The sequence below is a fragment of the Dysosmobacter sp. Marseille-Q4140 genome (assembly GCA_018228705.1).
GTDB lineage: Bacteria > Bacillota > Clostridia > Oscillospirales > Oscillospiraceae > Oscillibacter.
Genome location: CP073694.1, coordinates 602,523 through 623,726, shown reverse-complemented (window position 1 = coordinate 623,726; position 21,204 = coordinate 602,523). Strand labels below are relative to the sequence as shown.

23 protein-coding genes are annotated in these 21,204 nt (G+C 62.3%); 12 read left to right on the top strand and 11 right to left on the bottom strand.

Annotated elements, in window-relative coordinates; translation table 11 throughout:
- Positions 1-58: 58 nt before the first annotated feature.
- The 3 genes from KFE19_03035 to KFE19_03025 are packed head-to-tail and all read left to right on the top strand — an operon-like array spanning position 59 to position 4,032.
- Positions 59-1,123: a response regulator gene (locus tag KFE19_03035; protein QUO38505.1), complete on the top strand. Its 1,065-nt coding sequence runs from the start codon at positions 59-61 to the stop codon at positions 1,121-1,123.
- A 12-nt stretch (positions 1,124-1,135) separates the two neighbouring features.
- Positions 1,136-1,492, top strand: a complete 357-nt coding sequence (locus KFE19_03030) for an Hpt domain-containing protein (protein QUO38504.1) — start codon at positions 1,136-1,138, stop codon at positions 1,490-1,492.
- Positions 1,492-4,032 (top strand): response regulator, encoded by a 2,541-nt coding sequence (locus KFE19_03025; protein QUO38503.1) that lies wholly within the window; start codon positions 1,492-1,494, stop codon positions 4,030-4,032. The genes KFE19_03030 and KFE19_03025 overlap by 1 nt, the downstream gene beginning before the upstream one ends.
- A gap of 60 nt (positions 4,033-4,092) precedes the next feature.
- On the opposite strand, the gene KFE19_03020 is transcribed toward KFE19_03025, so the two are convergent.
- The 5 genes from KFE19_03020 to rplU all read right to left on the bottom strand — a co-directional run bounded on the left by KFE19_03020 (position 4,093) and on the right by rplU (position 8,387).
- Entirely contained in the window at positions 4,093-5,475 is a 1,383-nt protein-coding gene (locus KFE19_03020; GenBank protein QUO38502.1) for a TrpB-like pyridoxal phosphate-dependent enzyme, read from the bottom strand.
- 488 nt (positions 5,476-5,963) lie between these two features.
- Positions 5,964-7,250, bottom strand: coding sequence for a GTPase ObgE (gene obgE, locus KFE19_03015; GenBank protein ID QUO38501.1), 1,287 nt, complete (start codon positions 7,248-7,250; stop codon positions 5,964-5,966).
- Positions 7,251-7,409: 159 nt separating this feature from the next.
- Positions 7,410-7,691 carry a 50S ribosomal protein L27 gene (rpmA, locus tag KFE19_03010; protein ID QUO38500.1) on the bottom strand — a complete coding sequence of 94 codons (282 nt, stop codon included), beginning with the start codon at positions 7,689-7,691 and terminating at the stop codon, positions 7,410-7,412.
- Positions 7,692-7,734: 43 nt separating this feature from the next.
- Positions 7,735-8,067, bottom strand: a complete 333-nt coding sequence (locus tag KFE19_03005; GenBank protein QUO38499.1) for a ribosomal-processing cysteine protease Prp — start codon at positions 8,065-8,067, stop codon at positions 7,735-7,737.
- Positions 8,068-8,075: 8 nt separating this feature from the next.
- A complete protein-coding gene (gene rplU / locus KFE19_03000) occupies positions 8,076-8,387 on the bottom strand; it encodes a 50S ribosomal protein L21 (protein ID QUO38498.1) in 312 nt (103 codons plus the stop codon).
- Positions 8,388-9,401: 1,014 nt separating this feature from the next.
- Here rplU and KFE19_02995 point away from each other — a divergent pair.
- Entirely contained in the window at positions 9,402-9,764 is a 363-nt protein-coding gene (locus KFE19_02995; GenBank protein ID QUO38497.1) for a DUF3796 domain-containing protein, read from the top strand.
- Positions 9,754-9,954 (top strand): helix-turn-helix transcriptional regulator, encoded by a 201-nt coding sequence (locus KFE19_02990; protein QUO38496.1) that lies wholly within the window; start codon positions 9,754-9,756, stop codon positions 9,952-9,954. The genes KFE19_02995 and KFE19_02990 overlap by 11 nt, the downstream gene beginning before the upstream one ends.
- A 45-nt stretch (positions 9,955-9,999) precedes the next feature.
- Here KFE19_02990 and KFE19_02985 read toward each other — a convergent pair whose 3' ends face one another.
- The 5 genes from KFE19_02985 to KFE19_02965 all read right to left on the bottom strand — a co-directional run bounded on the left by KFE19_02985 (position 10,000) and on the right by KFE19_02965 (position 13,487).
- Positions 10,000-10,458: an S-ribosylhomocysteine lyase gene (locus KFE19_02985; protein QUO38495.1), complete on the bottom strand. Its 459-nt coding sequence runs from the start codon at positions 10,456-10,458 to the stop codon at positions 10,000-10,002.
- A gap of 1 nt (position 10,459) precedes the next feature.
- Entirely contained in the window at positions 10,460-11,146 is a 687-nt protein-coding gene (locus KFE19_02980; GenBank protein QUO38494.1) for a 5'-methylthioadenosine/S-adenosylhomocysteine nucleosidase, read from the bottom strand.
- 12 nt (positions 11,147-11,158) lie between these two features.
- Complete coding sequence (locus tag KFE19_02975; protein QUO38493.1) at positions 11,159-11,566, bottom strand: zinc ribbon domain-containing protein; 408 nt, start codon at positions 11,564-11,566, stop codon at positions 11,159-11,161.
- A gap of 80 nt (positions 11,567-11,646) precedes the next feature.
- Entirely contained in the window at positions 11,647-12,204 is a 558-nt protein-coding gene (locus tag KFE19_02970; protein ID QUO38492.1) for a class I SAM-dependent methyltransferase, read from the bottom strand.
- A 77-nt stretch (positions 12,205-12,281) separates the two neighbouring features.
- A complete protein-coding gene (locus tag KFE19_02965; GenBank protein ID QUO38491.1) occupies positions 12,282-13,487 on the bottom strand; it encodes an acetate kinase in 1,206 nt (401 codons plus the stop codon).
- A 197-nt stretch (positions 13,488-13,684) separates the two neighbouring features.
- On the opposite strand from KFE19_02965, the gene KFE19_02960 reads away from it, so the two are divergent.
- The 7 genes from KFE19_02960 to KFE19_02930 all read left to right on the top strand — a co-directional run bounded on the left by KFE19_02960 (position 13,685) and on the right by KFE19_02930 (position 19,196).
- Positions 13,685-14,911 (top strand): nucleotidyltransferase family protein, encoded by a 1,227-nt coding sequence (locus tag KFE19_02960; protein QUO39505.1) that lies wholly within the window; start codon positions 13,685-13,687, stop codon positions 14,909-14,911.
- 18 nt (positions 14,912-14,929) lie between these two features.
- Positions 14,930-15,844, top strand: a complete 915-nt coding sequence (locus KFE19_02955) for a DUF3298 and DUF4163 domain-containing protein (GenBank protein ID QUO38490.1) — start codon at positions 14,930-14,932, stop codon at positions 15,842-15,844.
- A 134-nt stretch (positions 15,845-15,978) separates the two neighbouring features.
- Positions 15,979-16,320, top strand: a complete 342-nt coding sequence (locus KFE19_02950) for a helix-turn-helix transcriptional regulator (GenBank protein ID QUO38489.1) — start codon at positions 15,979-15,981, stop codon at positions 16,318-16,320.
- 4 nt (positions 16,321-16,324) lie between these two features.
- Complete coding sequence (locus KFE19_02945) at positions 16,325-17,065, top strand: hypothetical protein (protein QUO38488.1); 741 nt, start codon at positions 16,325-16,327, stop codon at positions 17,063-17,065.
- Positions 17,062-17,748 carry a hypothetical protein gene (locus tag KFE19_02940; GenBank protein ID QUO38487.1) on the top strand — a complete coding sequence of 229 codons (687 nt, stop codon included), beginning with the start codon at positions 17,062-17,064 and terminating at the stop codon, positions 17,746-17,748. Before KFE19_02945 ends, KFE19_02940 begins: the two co-directional genes overlap by 4 nt.
- A 39-nt stretch (positions 17,749-17,787) precedes the next feature.
- Positions 17,788-18,513, top strand: a complete 726-nt coding sequence (locus KFE19_02935; GenBank protein ID QUO38486.1) for a hypothetical protein — start codon at positions 17,788-17,790, stop codon at positions 18,511-18,513.
- Positions 18,510-19,196, top strand: a complete 687-nt coding sequence (locus KFE19_02930; GenBank protein QUO38485.1) for a hypothetical protein — start codon at positions 18,510-18,512, stop codon at positions 19,194-19,196. Before KFE19_02935 ends, KFE19_02930 begins: the two co-directional genes overlap by 4 nt.
- Before the next feature lie 475 nt (positions 19,197-19,671).
- Here the strand turns inward: KFE19_02930 and KFE19_02925 are convergent, their stop codons facing one another.
- Positions 19,672-20,997 carry a protein phosphatase 2C domain-containing protein gene (locus KFE19_02925; protein QUO38484.1) on the bottom strand — a complete coding sequence of 442 codons (1,326 nt, stop codon included), beginning with the start codon at positions 20,995-20,997 and terminating at the stop codon, positions 19,672-19,674.
- Between the last annotated feature and the right edge of the window lie 207 nt (positions 20,998-21,204).

The following is a 21,204-nucleotide window of genomic DNA, read 5'->3' as shown; positions in this document are numbered from 1 at the left end:
GAAGGACCCGGGAAGGTTGTTTTTGGGCCCTGGATTCTGTGGAAGCGGGGAGTGTGCGATGATTCCTGATACGATACTGGTGATCGATGACGATGAGATCAACCGGGGAATTTTGGATAACCTCTTTTCTGCCTTTTATCGGGTGGAGGAAGCGGAAAACGGCCGGATCGGTCTGGAGAAGATCCGGACGGACCCGGAGGGCTACTGCGCCGTGCTGCTGGACGTGGTAATGCCTGAGATGGACGGGCTGGAGGTGCTGCGCGCTCTGCAGGCGGCGGAGCTGCTGGAAAAAATTCCGGTGTTTCTCATCACCGCCGAGGCCAGCGATGCCACCATGAAGGAGGCCTACCGCCTGGGCGTCATGGATGTGATCAGCAAACCGGTGGTGCCCTATGTGGTGCTGCGGCGGGTCAACTCCGTGGTGGAGCTGTTCCGGGCCCGGAAACGCCTGGGCAACGTGGTGGAGCGGCAGCAGTCGGAGCTGCTGGTCCAGGCGCAGAAGATCATCGATCTGAACCAGGGTATGATCGAGTCCCTGGCCGCCGCCATCGAGTTCCGCAACGGCGAGTCCGGCCAGCACGTCCGCCGTATCCACGACATCACCAAGAGCCTGCTGTCGGACACGGACCTGGGAGCGGGCCTGAGCAAGGAGCAGATTCAGCAGATTGCCCAGGCATCCATCATGCACGATGTGGGGAAGATTGCAATTCCCGATGCGATCTTGAACAAGCCCGGCCGCCTGACGCCGGAGGAGTTCGAGATTATGAAGACCCACACCACCCAGGGCGGATTCCTGCTGGAGAAGATTCCCCAGCTGCGGGAAAACGGTGTCTACCACTACGCCTACGACATCGCCCGCCACCACCACGAGCGATGGGATGGCCGGGGCTATCCCGACGGACTCAAGGGTGACGAGATCTCCCTCGGGGCCCAGATCGTCTCCCTGGCGGACGTGTACGACGCCCTGAGCTGTAAGCGGGTGTACAAGGACGCCTTTCCCCGGGAAAGGGTGCTGCAGATGATCCGGGACGGGGAGTGCGGCGTGTTCAATCCTGAGCTGCTGGATCGCTTCTTCTCTGTGGAAGAGGAACTGCAGCGGATGTACCAAAGAGATAAGTTGTAAAGGAGGAGACCGATGGACGCTTTGAAGAAGGAGCGGCTGGCGGCTGCCGGTATCGATGTGGACGGCGCACTGGAGCGGTTTATGGGTAACGATGCGCTGCTGGAGCGATTTTTGAAGAAATTCCTGGCGGACGGCAACTATGCGGCTCTTTCCGCCGCCGTGGCGGCCGGGGATCCGGCCGCGGCCCTGACCGCCTCCCACACGCTTAAGGGCGTGAGCGGCAACCTCTCCATGCCGGAGCTGTTCGGGCTGCTGACGAGCCAGGTGGAGGCCCTGAGGGCCGGTGACTGGGACAAGGCGGCGGGGCTGATGCCGGAGATTGACCGGGCCTATGAGTCGGTGGTCCGCGCCATTGGAGAAAACAGCTGATGAGGCGGAAAAAGGCCCGCTGGAAGCGGGTCCTGCACGATATGCGGCTGAATCTGGCGGGGCTGCTGATTCTGGTGGTGATGGCTTCCGCTGGAGGACTGCTGCTGCGGACAGCGCTGCTGCGCAATTCCCAGAGCATGGGGATTGCGCTGGCCAGCAATTACGCCGCGGAGGCGAGCAACAATCTCTCGATTTTTGAGACGCTGCTGTCCTTCGGCACCGCCTCTCTGGATAAGCAGGTACGGGACGGCAGCAGTCCCGAGGAGCTGCTGGAGTGGATGGACCTTTACTTTCAGCAGCTGGGTGCCGTTCTGGGACAAGGCGTCGTGGACCCCTATCTGGTGCTGAACGGCGAGATCCTGGCGGCCAATCCCTGGGAGGGGAACGATACCTACGATGTTTACAGTACGGAGTGGTATCAAAAGGCCGTAGCGGCGGACGGCGAGGCCATTTTCACCAATGTCTATACGGATGCGATTTTCCAAAAGCCTGTCATCACGGCCGCGCAGAAGAGCAGCGCGGCTGAAGCGGTGTTGGCCTTCGATGTGTTTCCGGAGAATTTTGCCTTCCGTTTCACCGACCAGGAGATTTCCGCCGGAGACTCCTTTTTCCTGTGCGACGGAGAGGGTACCGTCATCTTTTGCCACGCGGATCTGGATGTGGATGACGATGGGATGCACCGGTATTTGGGAGAACTGATTCAGCAGATCGAAAACGGTGATCTGGCGGCATATGACGATTTCATCACCGATTCCAACGGCGAGCACCGGGCGGTCTACTATACTGTGATGGACAACGGCTGGTACTCCATCGTCACCAGTCCCTATTCCAATATCCTCAGCAGCATGAATTGGTTCTATCTGGCCTTTGCCGCCATCATTGCACTGTTTTTGCTGATGGTGGCTGCCATGACCTGGCGGGATGTCCGCATCAATGCCCGGATGGAACGTACCAACGAGACGGTGCGGGTGCTCGGCAACTTTTACTATGCCCTCTATCGGGTGGACTACGGCCAGGGTACCTACGAGACCATTAAGGGCTCCGACTATGTCCGCGCCCGTCTGCCGGAAACCGGCAGCTACGAGGATCTGCAGCGTGTCATCGGAGAGGTCATCCAGCCGGAGGCCTATGACGAGTATATGCGCAGCTTTTCCCGGGAGAGTATCCAGTCTCTGGTGTCCCGCCGTGTACGGGACTTCGGCGGAGAGTTTCTCCGCCGCTTTGGAGAGGAGTATCGATGGGTCAGCGTGCGGGTGCTGTTTGACGAGTCCCTGGCACCGGAGGAGGTGGTCCTCAGCTTCCGTGAGGTGGAGGAGGAGAAGCAGGGCCAGCTGCGGGAGCGAAAACTCCTGCAGGACGCGCTGGAGCTGGCTCGCCAGAACGAGGCGGCCAAGCAGAGCTTTTTCAGCAGTATGTCCCATGACATGCGCACGCCGCTTAACGCCATCATCGGCCTTTCCCAGCTGGCTGCCCAGCACGCGGGTGACCCGGCCCAGACAGCGGAGTATCTGGAGAAGATCCATTACTCCAGCAAACAGCTGCTGGAGCTGATCAACGATATTCTGGATATGTCCCGGATGGAACAGGGAAAGGTGATCCTGAACAACCAGTGGATCGACCTGAAAGCCTGCGTGGAAAACTGTATGGACGCCTTCCATTTCCAGGCGGAGCGGGAGGATAAGACCCTCTCTGTTTCCGTACAGGTGCGGGACTCCTGGGTCCTGGCGGATCCTTTCCGCATCGGCCAGGTAATCAACAATCTGGTGTCCAACGCCATGAAATTCACCTCTTCCGGAGACACGGTCTCCGTTTCCCTGACCCAGCTGGAAAGCCCCGGCGCGCCCCAGTACAAGCTGGTGGTGTCGGACTCTGGTATGGGAATGGAGGCCGATTTCCTGCCCCACATTTTTGAGCCCTACTCCCGGGAGATGCGCTTCGGCGCCCGGAAGGTGACGGGAACGGGCCTGGGGATGCCCATTACCAAAAACCTCATTACCCAGATGAACGGTGAGATCCGGGTGGAGAGCGAGCCGGGCAAGGGAACCACCTTCACCATCATTCTGCCCTTTACCGCCGCCCGGGAGGAAGCCCCCGGCTACGATGCGCCGGAGGAGGCCCCCGCGCCTGCTGAGCAGCCGGAGCCGGTATCTCTGGAGGGGCTGCGGGTGCTGCTGGCGGAGGACAACGAGGTGAATATGGAGATCACCACAGAGCTGCTGGACATGAACGGCGTCCAGGTCACCCAGGCCTGGAACGGCCGGGAGGCCATGGAGCTCTTCCGGGATTCTGAACCCTTTTTCTTCGACGCGATTTTGATGGATATGCAGATGCCGGAGATGGACGGCTGCGAATCCGCCCGCCGGATCCGGGCCATGCACCGGCCGGATGCGGACATCCCCATCATCGCGGTGACGGCCAACGCCTTTGCCGAGGATGTGGCGGCCACCACTGCCGCCGGCATCAACGCCCATGTCTCCAAGCCCATTGACTTTTCCCTGCTGTGCCAGACCCTGGGCAAATGGATCCGGAAGGACCGCTGAACATCACGAAAACGCCCCCGCGCTATCGGCACGGGGGCGTTTTTCTTTATCGGGTTCCGCTCAATCCTGACCAGGGACCTTGGGCAGCTGGGCGAAGCTGGCAGCCAGCTCCTCGTCGGAGGGGATGTAGTCCTGCATCTGGCCGTTATGGAATTTCTCGTAGGCCACCATGTCGAAGTAGCCGGTGCCGGTGAGGCCGAAGAGAATGGTTTTTTCCTCGCCGGTCTCCTTGCACTTCATGGCCTCGTCGATGGCCACCCGGATAGCGTGGCTGGACTCGGGGGCAGGCAGGATGCCCTCCACCCGGGCGAACTGCTCGGCGGCCTCAAAGACCTTGGTCTGTTCCACGGCCACGGCCTCCATGTACCCGTCGTGGTATAACTGGGACAGCACCGGGCTCATACCGTGATACCGCAGGCCGCCGGCATGGTTGGCGGAGGGAATGAAGTTGCTGCCCAGGGTGTACATCTTGGCCAGGGGGCAGACCATGCCGGTGTCGCAGAAGTCGTAGGCAAACTTGCCCCGGGTGAAGCTGGGGCAGGAGGCGGGCTCCACGGCGATGAAGCGGTAGTCCTTCTCGCCCCGGAGCTTCTCTCCCATGAAGGGGGAGATCAGGCCGCCCAGGTTGCTGCCGCCGCCGGCGCAGCCGATGATGATGTCGGGGGTCACGTTGTACTTGTCCAGGGCCGCCTTGGCCTCCAGGCCGATGATGGACTGGTGCAGCAGCACCTGATTGAGGACGCTGCCCAGCACATAGCGGTAACCCTCCTGGCTGGCGGCGGCCTCCACGGCCTCGGAAATGGCGCAGCCCAGAGAGCCGGTGGTGCCGGGATGGGCCTTCAGGATGGCCCGGCCCACGTTGGTGGTCTCGGAGGGGGAGGGGGTGACGGCGGCGCCGTAGGTCCGCATGACCTCCCGGCGGAAGGGCTTTTGCTCGTAGCTGACCTTCACCATGTACACCTGGCAGTCCAGGCCCAGATAGGAACAGGCCATGGAGAGGGCCGTGCCCCACTGGCCGGCGCCGGTCTCAGTGGTGACGCCCTTGAGGCCCTGGTTCTTGGCGTAGTAGGCCTGGGCAATGGCGGAGTTGAGCTTGTGGGAGCCGGAGGTGTTGTTGCCCTCGAACTTGTAGTAGATCTTGGCGGGAGTCTGGAGCTTTTCCTCCAGGCAGTAGGCGCGGATCAGGGGCGCGGGCCGGTACATCTTGTAGAAGTCCCGGATCTCCTGGGGAATGGGGATCTCCCGGTCATCGTTGTTGAGCTCCTGGCGGATCAGCTCGTCGCAGAACACGGGGCGCAGGTCCTCGTAGCCCATGGGGGCGCCGGTGGCGGGATTCAGCAGGGGAGCGGGCTTATTCTTCATATCGGCCCGCACATTGTACCAATTCCGGGGCAGCTCGTCTTCAGACAGGTAGATCTTGTAGGGGATTTTTTCGAATGTCATGGGGATTCTCCTTTCGATTCCGGGGCCCCTGGGGGAAAGAAAAAAGACCTTCGTCCCGCAAGGACCCATCCAATGGTTCCTTGGGACAAAAGTCTGAAAACTTCTGCGGTGCCACCCAATTTGGCGAAGATCTCGCCCGCTCGGCGACGTGCCGTCACACGTCTTTCCCTGGTAACGGGGGAAAAGCCCGTCGTCCTTACTGGCCTTCCGGCGTTCAGTCCGCCCTCGGCGGTCCATTCGGCGGGGCCTCCTCTGCTGCCATCCCACCGCCGGCAGCTCTCTTGGAAAGGCGGTATCCCGTGTACTCGTCCGCGTCATCGGTTTGTTGCTGTGAACTTGGGGTGAGTGTAACGCGGAACAGACCGATTTGTCAAGGACCAAAATTTTTTTCGTGGCGCTTTCACAAAAATACAAAGAAAAATTTATCACATTTTGCCAGGAAAATGGTGAAAAACCGGTCCGGCGCCATCGGCGCCGGACCGGTTGCGTTACCGCTGATATTCGAATTCGAAGTCGTACATGGACACGGTGTCCCCGTCCTGGATGCCCATGTCCTCCAGCTGCTGGAACAGGCCCGACTGGCGCAGGGTCTTGTCGAACCACATGCGGCTTTCGTAGTCGGCGAAGTTGACGTTGGCCATGAGCCGCTGGAGCCAGGGACCCTCCACCAGCCAGGTGCCGTCGTCCGCCCGCTGGATGTCCAGCGGGGCGGAGGCGTCGATGACCGGGGGCTTGGGCACGTACTCCGGCTCGTATACCGTGACGGGCGGCAGGACGGAGAGCATCTCCGCTACCTTCTTCACCAGCTCCGCCGTGCCCTGATGGGCCGCCGCGGAGATCTCCAGCAGGGTGTAGCCCTGGGCCTCCACATGGGAGCGCAGGCGGGTCAGGTTGTCGCTGTCGGGATCCAGGATGTCGGACTTGTTGGCGCAGACGATCTGGGGCCGCTTTGCAAGGTCCGGACTGTACTGGGCCAGCTCTGCGTTGATGGCGTCGAAGTCCGCCACCGGGTCCCGGCCTTCGCTGCCGGACACGTCCACCAGATGGACCAGCAGGCGGCAGCGGTCGATGTGCCGCAGGAAGTCGTGGCCCAGGCCCGCGCCCTCGCTGGCGCCCTCGATGATGCCGGGGATGTCGGCCATGACGAAGGAGACGCCCTCCTCCACCCACACCACGCCCAGGTTGGGGTACAGGGTGGTGAAGTGGTAGTTGGCGATCTTGGGCTGCGCCTTGGACACCACGGACAGCAGGGTGGATTTACCCACGTTGGGGAAACCGATCAGGCCCACGTCCGCCAGGAGTTTCAGCTCCAGCAGCACGTCGTGGCTCTCGCCGGGCAGTCCCGCCTTGGCGAAGCGGGGCACCTGCCGGGTGGGGGTGGCGAAGTGCATATTGCCCCAGCCGCCCCGGCCGCCCCTGCACAGGACGTAGGGCTCGCTGTCGGACATATCCTTGATGATCTCGCCGGACTCGGCGTCCCGGACCAGGGTGCCCCGGGGAACCCTGATGGTAAGGCTGGCGCCGTCCTTGCCGGACTTGCGGCCGCCCATGCCGTCGGCGCCGTTCTCGGCCACGTACTTGCGCTTGTAGCGGAAGTCCATCAGGGTGGACATGTTGTCGTCCACCTGCAAAATGATGGAGCCGCCCTTGCCGCCGTCGCCGCCGTCGGGGCCGCCGGCGGCCACGTATTTCTCCCGGTGGAAGGCCACCGCGCCGTTGCCGCCGTTGCCTGCCCGGACGGTGATCCGGGCCTTGTCGATGAAGGAAGTCGCCATATCGCTACCTCAAATCTCTGTAAATTCTGAGAACAGTATTCCAAATCTCACCTATTTTACCCGAAAACCCATACTCCGTCAAGGGCGGGACCTCTTCCGGGCCGGAAAGGAGAGAAAAAACGAGGGTCCGGACCATTCGTCCGGACCCTCACTCACAGCTTATTCAGCCTCGTAGACGCAAGCCTGCTTGCGGTCCTTGCCCAGCCGCTCAAAGCGGAGGACGCCACTGGCAGTGGCGAACAGCGTGTCGTCGCTGCCGATGCCCACGTTCACACCGGGGTGAATGTGGGTGCCGCGCTGGCGGACCAGAATGTTGCCGGCCTTGACGAACTGACCGTCAGCCCGCTTGGGGCCCAGGCGCTTGGCCTGAGAATCACGGCCGTTCTTGGTGGAGCCGCCGCCCTTCTTGTGGGCGAAGAACTGAAGACCAATACGAATCATGATACGAACCATCCTTTCTTTCAGAGTTTAGATGGAGAGGACATCAGTCGTCCTCCAGAGCTTCGATGTTGTCGGGGTATTCGTCATGGAGCTGGGCGAAGTAGACCATCAGGCCCGCCAGAAGGGTCTGGCAGGTGCTCTCGGCGGTGGGGGAGAGGCCTCCCGGCAGCCGCAGGGAGATGGATGCGTCCTGTTCCCGGATCTTCACGGAGGCCGCCAGACCCATCACGTCGTTGACGGTGGTCTCCACCAGGCGCACGGCGCTGGTGACGGCGGCGCAGACGATGTCGCTCCCGGCCTCAGCGTAGCCGCTGTGGCCCTGGACATCGAACCCGGTGATCCGGTCGCCCTCCATGCGGAATGTGACAGTGGTCATGTTCCCGATCAGACGGAGATCTTGGCGATCTCGACCTTGGTGTAGGGCTGACGATGGCCCTGACGCTTGCGGTAGCCCTTCTTGGCGTTGTACTTGAAGATGCGGATCTTCTTGCCCTTGCCGTTCTTGACGATCTTGGCCTCCACGCTGGCGCCCTCCACAACGGGAGTGCCGAAGGTGGCCTTCTCGCCGTCGATGACGGCCAGGACCTGGTCGAACTTCACGGTGTCGCCGGCTTCCTGGTCCAGCTTCTCGATGTAGACCACGTCGCCCTCGGCCACCTTGTACTGCTTGCCGCCGGTCACGATGATAGCGTTCATTCTCTGATTTCAACTCCTTCATTACGGGCTCGCTGTCGGGGGCGGTCCGGGTGGGACACTTCAAGCCCATTCAAAGCGGCTTATCAAGTATATCAGCGAGGGGACGATCTGTCAATATTTTTCCGGCGGAAAATTTCAAAAAAACGCGAAAAAGTTGGGGTGGGACGCCCGGCCGAAGGGACGGCGGAGCCGCAGACACCCCTTTCCGGGGGTCGGGAGGTTCCCGGAGGACTCCGCCCCCATTTTCTTTTCGAGGCATCGAAAAGAAAACGGCCGCGGCCGGTCAAAGGAAAAGATGCTGAGACAAAAGGGCGGCCCATGCGGGCCGCCCTTTCGTAAGTACGGGGGTCGGGCGAATCGGTCCGGTGGGTGTCGATGGCCCCGTCGACCTTGCGTTTTATCCCGGCGGTTGCAGGACTGCGTCCCCGCATTCGATGACGCGGCGGTGGGACGTGGGTAGAAACCTGAATCGGCGTATTTCTGCTCCCGCGCGTTCCGCTTCGCTACGCGCTGCCCTGGCGGTTGCAGTTGGCTGCCCCGTTGGGGCCGTAGGGGCGGATTCCATATCCGCCCGCTGTGCAGGTTTTCGGCAAACACCCAGGCAGCACGTAACGCGCGGAAAGAGAAGTAAGTCAGATTTGATAACCACCCCAGTTACCCACCGCACCGTCTATGCGGCTCCAGGGTCTTTCGTCTGCCGGGGTCCGGCGCAAGGTCGACGGGGCCGCAGATTCCTGCCGTTCCGATTCGCCCGACCCCCGCACTCGCGAACAGGAGGACCCGGAAACGGGTCCTCCTGTTCGTCTAAAAGCGGTTTTCTCTTCCACCGGCCGCGGCGCATTCTCTTTTGTCAAGACAAAAGAGAATGGGGGGCGGAGTCCCCCGGGGAAACCCGGCCCCCGGCGGGACGGCCCGCTTTCCCCATCGGGAAAGACCCTCTTGACAGCACTCAATAATATGGTATAATTTTCACATAAAGATAGAAATACACCTCAAACCAAAAAGGAGGCATCTATGAAAAAGCAGTACCTGTATGGCTCCCTGGGCCTACTGTCCCTGCTGGGGTTCATCGGCGTGTTTACGGAGGAGCGGAGCTTTCTGGCCTTCTTCGCCTTCGCTGTGGATTTCCAATACTTCTTTCTGCCCTCCGACGAGATGGCGGAGGCACAGCTGACCCGCGCCGCTGCTCTGGGCTTCGTGGCCGGCATGCTGGCCATGGCGGCGGTCACTCTGGGGACCTTGTCTGTGGGCGGCGTGCCCGGACGGGCTATGGCCGCTGGCTGCGCCGCCGGTTGGGCGGTGTCCGTGGTGGTGTTCGCCGGGATGGCGGCCCTGTACGGGTTCCGGGAAAGCTGGGGGCTGGACCGTGATCCGTAACCGCATGAAGGAGCACCGGGCCCGGCTGGGCTTGAAGCAGGAGGATCTGGCGAAGCTGGTGGGCGTCCGGCGGGAGACCATCGGCAACCTGGAAAAGGGCCGCTACAATCCCTCTTTGGTGCTGGCCTGGAACATTGCAAGGGTGTTTGGTGTGCCTATTGAAGAAGTATTCACCGTGGATTCGGATTGAACGCGCAGCGGCGGGAGGCTAATGCCTCCCGCCGTTCCTGCCTGTTCAATAGGCCAGTCTGTCCACGGTCCAGTCCCGAATCCGATCCGCGTAAAACCGGCACACGGTCCTTCCGGTATCCACATCCAGGTTGACATAATTTCCACACTCCATGGCGCTCTTGCCGGGCATTTCGCCCTGGTACGCAGCGGCCTGGTCAAAGACGGCCTTCACCAGCTCCACGGCCCCCGCCAGATCCAGCAGACGGCTGTCGAAGAGGAAGTAGAAGCCCGTCTGGCAGCCCATGGGGCCGAAGTAGATGACGGCCTCCTTCTGGGGAGAGTTGCGCAGGAGCGTGGCGATCAGATGCTCCGCGGAGTGCATCTCGCTGTTGCTCAGCAGGTCCCCGGTGTTGGGGCGTTTGAACCGCAGGTCCAGGGTGACGATGTCCCCGTCCCGGCGGGAGAGGTAGAGGCCGGGGAGCAGTTTGTTGTGATCCACGGTGAAGCTGGCGATCCGTTCCATCTCAAAGTTCCTCCTTCTGCAGGGCCTGGGCCAGGGGCAGGACCACCCGCCCCAGGTTTTCCAACGCCTGACCGAAATCAAAGTATTCCTCCGACTGGGTGTCGCTGAAGAGGTGATCCGAGACGGACTTCACCGACACGCAGCCTATGCCGTTGCGCAGGCACACCTGGGCAATGGCGCCGCCCTCCATCTCCGCCAGCAGGGGGGAGAAGGTGTCCCGGATCCAGGCGGCCCGGTCCCCCTTCACGGCGAACCAGTCGCCGGTGGCGGCCCGGCCGGTGACGGCGTCAAATCCGGCGTCCTTCAGCAGCGCCGCGCACCGCTCCGGCCTCCAGGTGGGGAAGGACACCTGGTTGACCGTGGAGACCAGCCCGATGGGGTCGCCCACGGCGGTGGTGTCCACATCGTGCTGGACGAAGTCCGACACCACCACCAGCGAGCCGGTGGGCAGGTCCGTGAAGCACCCGGCCACGCCGGCGTTGACGATCAGGTCCACGCCATAGCGCAGGCACAGCAGCTCTGCCGCCATGGCGGCGTTGACCTTGCTGACGCCCCCGGCGCAGGCCACGATCCCGGGCGCGGGCCGAAAGATGGGGATGCCGGAGCCGGTCTCCGCCGGCGCCCAGTCCCGGGCACCGGGCAGAGCGTGGAGCTCCGCGGGCATGGCGAATTGCAGTCCGATTTTCATGAGTGGTCCTCCTCAGGGTTCCTCCGGCAGGCGCTTGCCGCACTTGCCGCAGAAGGTGAAACCGCTGCCTAAGCGGGCGCCGCAGTAGGGGCAGAAGCGGAAGTCGCCGTCCTCGCCGCCGTCCTCCGGAAGGTCCTCCGGTCCGCGGTCCGGGCGGAAGTGCCGGTCCAGGGGATCCGGCTCCTCGGCGCTGTCCACGATGTCGAAGGCGGAGTAGCGGTTTTCACCAGTGGCGTTTTTGAAGTTGTAGATGGCCTGAACGATGCCCAGGATCACGAACACCACGCCAAAGAGGCAGAAGAATACCGGTGCTCCCATGGAGGCGGCTGCGATGGTCCAGATGACGCCGAATACGGCGGCGAACAGGGAGCCAACGGCTCCCATGGCCGAGGGGCCCCGGCCGGGCTTGACACTTTTCATAAGGCAGTGCTCCTGTCGTTTCAGTTTCGCTCAGTATACCACAGCTGTCCGGAGAGGACAACGGCGATTTGCGGGGGAGGTCACGCATCTTTCCAGAGGAAGATGGGCATAGGCGGATCGCCCCGCCGGTTGGCCCAGTCGCAGCAGAGGACGGAGAAGGCCCGGTCGTCCAGGGTTTTGAGGTGGGCCAGGACCGCGTCCCGCTCACCGTAGCCGTTGGCGCCGCCGTAGTAGAGGGCGATGGCCATGGCACCGCCGGGACGCAGCAGCCGCAGCCCCGCGTCGATGGCCGCCAGGGTGGTGTCCGCCTGGGTAAAGACGGCGGGATCGCCGCCGGGGAGACGGCCCAGGTTGAACACCACGCAGTCCACGGTGCCGGGGGCGGCGTAGCGCTCCATATGGGCGTGGCTATCCAGGATCACCCGGGCAGAAAGACCCTCCTGTTCCAGCAGGGCGCGGCTCTGTTCCACCGCGGCGGGCTGGATGTCGAAGGCCAGTACGGTGCCTTCCGGCCCCGCCAGACGGCACAGCAGGGCGGTGTCCCGGCCTTTGCCGGCGGTGGCGTCGATGCACAGGGCGCCGGGGCGGACCGTATGGCGGAGAAAGTCATGGACCATGGAGAGGGTGTTGCGCTGCATGGCGGCGCCTCCTTACGCGTTGAGATGAAAACAGGTCCTCCCTGAATGCTCAGGGAGGACCTGCCGTGTTTGAAGGATCAGCCCTTGACGATGGCGGCGGTGTCCATGGCGATCATGAGCTCCTCGTTGGTGGGGATCAGCAGGACCTTCACCTTGGAGTCGGCGGCAGAGATCACGACCTCCTTGCCCCGGACGTTGTTGGCCTCGGCGTCCATCTTCACGCCCATGAACTCCAGATCAGAGGCGATGGCCAGGCGCTGGGAGGCGGAGTTCTCGCCCACACCGGCGGTGAAGATGATGGCGTCCACACCGCCCATGGCGGCGGCATACGCGCCGATCAGCTTCTTGACGCCGTAGTTGAACATATCCACGGCCAGGCCAGCGCGCTCGTTGCCCTCCTTGTGGGCGTTCTCCAGATCGCGGAAGTCGGAGGAGACGCCGGAGACGCCCTGCACGCCGGACTTCTTGTTGAGGATGTTCAGCATGTCATCGATGTTCAGCTGATACTTGTTCATCAGGTACTGGAGAATGCCGGCGTCCAGATCACCGGAGCGGGTGCCCATGGGCAGACCTGCCAGGGGAGTGAAGCCCATGGAGGTGTCCACGCTCTTGCCGCCGTCGATGGCGGTGACGGAGGAGCCGTTGCCCAGGTGGCAGGAGATCAGCTTGAGCTCCTCGGGCTTCTTGCCCAGCATGGCGGCGGCGCGGCCGGCCACGTACTTGTGGGAGGTGCCGTGGAAGCCGTAGCGGCGGACCTTGTCGTTCTCGTAGTACTCATAGGGCAGAGCGTACATGTAGGCCTTGGCGGGCATGGTCTGGTGGAAGGCGGTGTCGAACACGGCCACCTGGGGCACGTCCTTGCCCATGACGGCGGTGCAGGCGTTGATGCCGGTGATGTTGGCGGGGTTGTGGAGAGGAGCCAGGGGGATGCAGTCCTCCAGGGCCTTCATGACCTCGTCGGTGATGAGCACGGACTTGTTGAAGGCCTCGCCGCCGTGCACCACACGGTGGCCCACCGCGTCGATCTCCGCCATGGAGCCGATGACGCCGTTGTCCTTGTCCACCAGCGCGTCCAGCACGGCCTGGATGGCCTCGGAGTGAGTGGGCATGGCCACATCGATGGCGTCCAGGACCTTCTTGCCCTCTACCTGGGGCTTGTAGGTGAACTTGCCGTCGATGCCGATGCGCTCGCACAGGCCCTTGGCCAGCAGGGTGCCGGTCTCGGGATTCAGCAGCTGATACTTCAGGGAGGAACTGCCTGCGTTGATGACCAGAATGTTCATAATTTCACGACTCCTCTGCACCTTTTGGGGAAATCCTTGCGGTTTTTCCCGTTCTGATATAGAATAATGACGGAAAGGATTCTCCGCCTCGGCGGACGGAATCCCTCACAATACCTATTATAACAAAGTTTTCCCCGGAGGCAACCTGCATTTTTACCGAAATGTCACTTTTTTGTCATTGGATTGGGGTGAAATTTGTGCGCACTGCGGGTATGATCGTAGAATACAATCCCCTGCACAGCGGACATCTGTATCTGCTGGCCCAGACCCGGCGGCGGCTTGGGCCGGATACCGCCATCGTCTGCGCCATGAGCGGGAACTTCGTCCAGCGGGGAGACTTTGCTCTGCTGCGCAAGCACCAGCGGGCCCGGGCCGCCGTGGAGAGCGGCGCGGATCTGGTGCTGGAACTGCCCCTGCCCTGGGCCGTTTCCTCGGCGGAGACCTTTGCCGACGGCGGCGTCCAGGTGCTCTCCGCCTCCGGCGTGGTGACGGATCTGGCCTTCGGCAGTGAGTGCGGCGCGGCGGGGCCGCTGATGGAGCTGGCCGCCTGCCTGCTGTCTCCGGAGTACCCCGACGCGCTGCGGTGCCGCCTGGACTCTGGGCGGCCCTACGCCGCCTGCCGCCAGGAGGCCGCGGCGGCCCTGCTGGGGCCGGAGAAAGCGGTGTTGCTGGAGACCGCCAATAATATCCTGGGCGTGGAGTATTGCAAGGCGCTGCTGCGCCGCCGCAGTTCCATCCGTCCCCTGACGGTCAGGCGGACCGGCAGTGTTCACGACGGGGCGCTGGAGCCCGGCGCTCACCCCTCCGCCTCCGCCATCCGGGCGCTGCTGCGGGACGGAGAGACGGAGCGGGCCCTGTCCCTGCTGCCTCCCGCCATGGCGAAGGTTTATCGGGAGGAGGCCGCTGCCGGCCGCGCGCCGGTGTTCGCCGAGACCTGCCAGCGGGCCCTGCTGGCCCGGCTGCGGACCATGACCGAATCTGACTTCGCTGCCCTGGACCAGGGGCGGGAGGGACTGTGCCGCCGCCTCTGGGAGGCGTCCCGCTCCGCGGTCTCGGTGGCGGAGATCCTGTCTGCCGCCAAGACCAAGCGCTACGCCTATGCCCGGCTGCGCCGGATGGTGCTGTGGGCTTACCTGGGCCTGACCCCTGCCGACGTGCCTGCGGCGGTGCCCTATCTGCGGCCCCTGGCCGCCAACGATACCGGCCGCCGTCTGCTCTCCGCCATGCGCAGACAGGCCTCTGTTCCCATTTTGACCAAGCCCGCCGATGTGCGGGCCCTGGGACCGGAGGCCCGGCGCCTGCTGGCGCTGGAAGCCCGGGCCACGGACCTGTATACCCTGGCCTATCCCGCTCTGTCTGCCGCTCAAGGCGGCGGGGAGTGGAGAGAAGGACCTGTGATCTTGGGAGGGCCCCCACCCTGCTGAGGAAAGGAGACCCCATTTATGGAAGCGATCATCGCACTGTTTTTGGTGCTCACTACCCTGACGGCCTGCGCCGGAAGGGCGCCTTCTGATGGCCAGTCCGCGGTGGACCTGGAGCACTCTCTGGAGGAGCATGTTGTGCTGTCGGAAGCGGCGCCGGAGAGCCTCACCTATCAGATCGAAATTGATACCTATGAGAATGCGGTTCAGGCTGATGACGGGACAGAGCTGGTGACCTGCCGCTTCCAGTACCCGGTGATGACTGTTTTCCGGCGGGACGGTACTGCTTTGGAACAGGGCCGGACCGAGGAGGAAAGGCAGGCTGTGACCGCGGCGGAGGTGTTCAACGCCAAGTTTGGCCCGGCTACCGTGGAGACGGAGTTTCAGGACATGACGGATCTTGCCCGGGAGGATTATGCATTCCGCCAGGAGACCGGCCTGGAGTGGCCGTCGGCGTATAATATGGAACTGGACTGCACGGTATATCAGACGGACTGTATGGTCAGCGTGTCTGCGGCATATTACAGCTATACCGGAGGCGCCCATCCCAATACCGTGCTGCTGTCCTGGAATTTCGACCTGACCACCGGTCAGTTTTTCACGGCGGAAGCGCTGGCAACGGACGGGCAGGCATTTTCCGCCGCCGTTCATGAGGAGATCCTCCGCCAGAGCCGCCTGGTGGCGGCGGAAAATGACCTGACGGCAGAGTCGTTTTTCTGGCCCAATTATGAGGAGATCACTGCCGGCTGGAGCAGCTACGCCGTCTCTTTTGACGAGGATGGTATGACGGTTGGGTTTTCTCCCTATGAGTTGGCCGCCTATGTGATGGGGTCCCAGGTGTATCACCTGACCTACGAGCAGCTGATCCCCTATCTCAGCGCTCACGGACTGGATCTGCTGGGCCTGGAGGGAAGTGCGGGCGCAGCCGTCCCCTGAGAAAAATACATATGTACATATGAATAAAAAGCGCGGGCCGGCAGGCCCGCGTTTTTGCCGCTTGACATACCTAGTATCACTATGTATAATTTTACATAGAGACACTAGGTATCAGCTTTGGAAGGAGGCAGCCTATGGAACGGAAAAAGCCCATTGAGCACACACAGCTGCTGGTGCTGTCCCTGCTGGCGGGAGAGGATATGTACGGCTACCAGATGATCCTGGAGCTGGCCCGCCGGTCGGACCACACCTTTGAGATGAAGGAGGGGACCCTCTATCCGGTGCTCCACGGTCTGGAGCGGCAGGGGTATGTGGAGGCGTACCAGCAGGAGGCCCCCACCGGCCGGGTGCGGAAATATTACCATCTGACCCGCCGGGGGGAGGCAGCCCTGAAGGAGGAGGCGGCGGCCTGGAAGGCGTATTCCGGCGCGGTCAACGCGGTGCTGCGGTCCAGCGCCGGGCTGAGCCTGGCATGACGCCATGGACAGGCAGGACTATACGGCCGCGGTGCTCTCCGCTCTGCGCCGTGTGACGAGCCGTGAGCGCGCCGCCATCCGCGCGGAGCTGGACGGTCACATCGAGGACCACATGGAGGGCCTTCTGGAGTTGGGCTATGACGAGGCCCTGGCGGAGGAGCGGACCCTGGCCGCCATGGGGGACCCGAAGGAGGTGGGCCGGGAGCTGAACAAACAGTATCCCTTCCGGTGGCTGGTGGTCCTCTGGGGTGCGCGGCTGCTGTCGGCCTGGGCGGTGCTGCTGATGCTGCTTCTGGTTCCCGGGGTGATAATAGATGTGCAGGAAACGCCCCTGCTCGCGCTTCAGGAACGGCTCCACCCGGATCTGAGCCACCATTTCGCTCCCTCCGGCAGGATCGCCGCGGAAGAACAACTGGATATCGAGATCCCTCTGGGCAACGACATTGTGCGGGTGGTGCGGATCTGCGTATACGATGAGATCCCTTGGGGGGAGCGAAGGGCTTACATCAACGTGGACTCCTATGACCAGCGCCCTCTGGGGCTGGTGAGCGGCAAAGATCTGCTGCTGGAAAGCCAGGGCGGCGGAGAGGCAGTCGTCCGGGTCTCCGGTTCCAACCGGTGGTGGTACACGGGCGACGGAGCAGTGGACATAGCGCCGGGAGATACTTATGTGACACTGCGCTGCGAAGCCTATGGAGAATCCCATGTCATTCGGATCCCTCTGCCGGAAGGAGGTGCGCCATGACCAGACTGCCCACTCGCAGACGTCTGGCGCTGCGTAGTTTGGCGTTGGCGGCTGTATGGCTGCTGGCTGCAAACCAAGTGTTCGGTATCGGGCTGCTCCTGCCTGTTCAGGCGGTCCGGCAGGCGGAGGAGACGACAGGAGCCGGCCGCACCGATGTTATGACCTGGACCCGGGAGCCGGATGTTGGAAAGACGATGCGGGTATATCTGAGTGCCAATGACAGCGCCGTTTTGCTGACGCCTGTTTATCTCAGCGTCTGCGGCTGGATGGACGGCGGCGGATTGGCTCTGGATTGTTCCGAACAGGCGGCCTTTTACGCGGGCTGGCGGAAGCTGACCTGGCAGGACACGGACAGCGTCTACTACGCCTTTGGCCGGGTGGACCGGCCGGATATCACAAGATTGCGGGTGAGCCTGATGGATGCGTCCCAAAACGGTGAGGCGGGCGCGGCGCCTGGGGAGCGGTTCGGCCGGGAGACGGAAAAGACCGCGTGGCTGGAGCAAGACGGCGCGTGGTACTTTCTGCTCCGTATTCCGGACAGCGTTTTGCCGCCGGCCATTCCGGGGCGGGACTCTTCTTTCTTTGTGACCATTACTGCCTATGACTGTGGGGGTACGCCCGTCGCCGCAGTGGAGCGCGTGGAGGATACGGCGTCCAGCGTATATGGCATTCGGTTTCCCTGACGGACGGGACTGGCAGAATTGCCTGCGGAAGGAGGCACCATGGACCGGAAAACTTACATAGATACCGTGCTCTCCACCCTGCGCCGTGTGACCGGGGATGAGAAACTGGCCATCCGTGCGGAGCTGGACGGCCATATCGAGGACCACATGGAAGGCCTGCTGGAGCTGGGCTACGACCCGGCCCTGGCGGAGGAGCGGACCCTGGCCGCCATGGGGGACCCCAAGGAGGTAGGCCGGGAACTGAACAAACAGTACACCGGATGGCCCTTTGTACTGCTGAGCCGGGCGGCGGTGGTGCTGACTGCGGTACTGTGCATCCAGGCCCTGCTGGGCCTGGGTATCCTGGGGAATCTTTGGGACAGTGTATGGGCCAGAACAGCGCCTCTGGAGCCGGGGGAGGTCTCCTCGGCTGTCAAGGAACAGCTGGATATCCGGGTGCCCGTTGGCAGCGATGTGGTGCGGGTCTATGGGGTGTCCCGGCTGACCCGGGAGGGCGCACCGGCGGCGGGGCTCTTCCTGTGTGCCTACGACCGCCTGCCCGGCGGCGTGGTATCTGACCAATTGCTGCCCAGCGTGTGGATCGAGGACCAGCGGGGTGAGATGCTGGAGTGGCTGCCGGGCGGCAGCGGCCATGGCAGCAACGGCGCCGACTATCAGCTGCGTTATGTGCCGGTGGAGCCGTCCGATACGTTCATCACCCTGTGCTATGACCGCTTCGGGGAGGCCGTTGCCGTAGAGATTCCCCTGCCGGAGGTGACGCCATGAAGAAACAGGAAATCCCCAAGCGGGAGAAGGTGTATTTCCGGAAACGGTGGGTTGCCCGGCGGTTTGCCGTTTTTCTGCTCGCCTTGTTGGCGGTAAATCACTTCATGCAGATGGGCTTTCTCCTGCCCATCCAGGGCATCCGGCAGGTGGAGGAGCGCCAGGGCGCGCCCCACGGCGCCGTGCTGGACCGGCTGTGGACACCAGAAATCCACCGGACCCACCTGGTGTACCTGACCACAAGTGAAAAGGCCGTCACCATCGCCGATACGTACCTGACCATATACGGCTGGACGGGCGGCTTTGGCTGGTCCCTGGACTGCACCACGGGAGCGCCCCTCTACGCCGGGGAGATGACCATGTGCCGGGATGAACAGGCAGGAACGGTGTGCTGCTATTACGGCCGGGTGGAGGACCCCGCCATCGAGACGGTGACGGTCAGCGTCCGGGGAGAGATTTACGATGAGACCACACAGACCGCCTGCTGGGAAGAGGCGGCCCGTCTGACGGCAGAGCCGGAGAACTTTCTGGAGTGGAAGGGCCATCGCCACTTCCTGCTCTCCCATATCATAACAGATTGGCCATACGACTCCGGCCGCCATGCCTGGGCCATCGGCTATGACGCCGCCGGGAACGTGGTGACGGAGTTTGAGATCCTGGAGGGCACGCACTCCTATTTCGGCTGAAACGGATATAACAAAGAGACAAAAACATCTTTTTTGTATCATTTCTAATGTTTTACAGCCGTTTTTGCCCCAATCTACTTGTTCTTTGGCACTCTTTGAGTACGGTGCTTCCGTATTCTCCGAGCGGAACCGTGGCTGAAAACGTCGACAAAGGGGTGGGGAACAGAGTAGAGGAGGGGCCTCTATGGTGCCCCTCCTCCATTTTTTAGGGTGATCTCAATCCACGGTTAACAAAGGCATAAGGATCCGCTGTTTTTAGAAGCACAGTGCATAGAAAAAGCGGGAGTCGGAAATGTCTTCCGACTCCCGCCTTTTCAGCAAGAGATCATTATAAGTATTGTGCGCAGTTGGTACCTGCGTGGCACTGCCATCTTAATATCGATGACAGTGCCACTCTGTGCTGCCTATTGATACAATGTTTTGATCGTTGTTCGAACATTGCATGAGCCGTCTCTGCAATCTGAACGAGATCCACTCATACTTTTTTCAAAATCACTGCGGTAAAATTATCCTGTTGAGGCAAATCCTTTTTTGTCACCGTCGCCTGCAGGGCGCGGGCCGCTCTGGATGCATCACCTTGCAGACACTTGGCCATTTCCTCCTGTGACAGCGCCCGATAGACACCGTCACTCACAAGCACCACCTTATCCCCGGTACAGAGGGATACTGGCTCCGGGTTCCACTCCACCTTTCGCGGAAAGCCTCTCCCGATAAAACTGGTCAGATTTTCCCGGCGGGGATCCTGGTCCGCCTCCTGCAGGGTCATGTCTCCCTGCAAGGCAAGCAGGGTCAAATCGTGGGAAAAGTCATGGTCCCGGTTGAGCTGGATCAGCCCGCCGCTGCGCCACAGATAGATCCGGCTGTCTCCCACACTGAGCCAGGAGAGTCCGTTTCCCTGGATCAGCCCCATTACCAGGGTAGAGCCGCTCTGAGCCGTCTGTCCCTTCTGCAGATTCTCCACCTGCTCCAGCGCTTGCCGGAATAGAAGCTGGAGCCGCCTGGCGGGAGTCGCCTCATCACTCGGAGTGAAACCTTTTTCAAGCGCATCGACAAGGCTCCGGCTCACCTGACCGCTGTCCACCAGACCGCCCATACCATCCGCTACCGCTGCCAGCACGCCGCCCTCCGGCGCCTCCAGGCCGGCAATACAGAACGCATCCTGCTGTTCGTCCCGGGCTCCCAACTCGTGGACGCTGGCAGTGCGGAGTCCACCGCCGACGGACGTCCGCCGGGCGCTCCCACCAGGATGTCTGTGCCGCATCCACAGCAAAAGCACCGTTATTCCCAAGGTCACAAGCACGCCGAAGGAAACGGGCAGCAGAGCACCGGCACCGGGTGATGCAGCGGGAGGCGCAACCACCTGGGTTTCTGAAAATAGAATCTGACCTTCCTGACCCGCCGCAGTTTCTTTCTCGGCGAATCCAACCTTCTCAGGCAAAGGCTCCTCTCCGGGCAGAGGCTCCCGATCCTCCTGATGGCCTCCGTTCTGAGGAGAGGAGATGTCGGTTTCGGCAGGCTTCTGAGGGGCGGCCGGGGGCTGCTCCTGCACCGCATCTCCATCCTCGGTCTCGCCGCTCTCCGCCTGGCTTGCCTCCTCCTGGGAGGATGCCGGGCCGACTTCCGGCTGTGCTGTTTCAGCCTCTCCGGATTCCATCCCTCCGGCACCGGCGGAGACGGCTTCTTCCCCGTCAGGTGTTGTTAAAGATACGTCAGCGCCGGGATCTTGCGTATCTTCTGCCGCTTCATACTGGGCGAGTACAGCAGCCTTCTTCGCACTGCTGTACAGGATCTGATCTGTCATAATCTGGACCTCCTTTGCCTTGTGCCGCGGGAATACATCTGTGGCCCTGCTCGCAAACGGCAACAACCTGTCCATCATCCTGCCAATCCAGGCGGCAATGGATTATTGTTGCCAGCAGCAGATGCTTTGCTTGGAGGAACGGAAGAATTGGAAGCAGGCGCAAAAGTTCCTATAACGGAACACAGAGAACATCCCATGTGCCCCGCT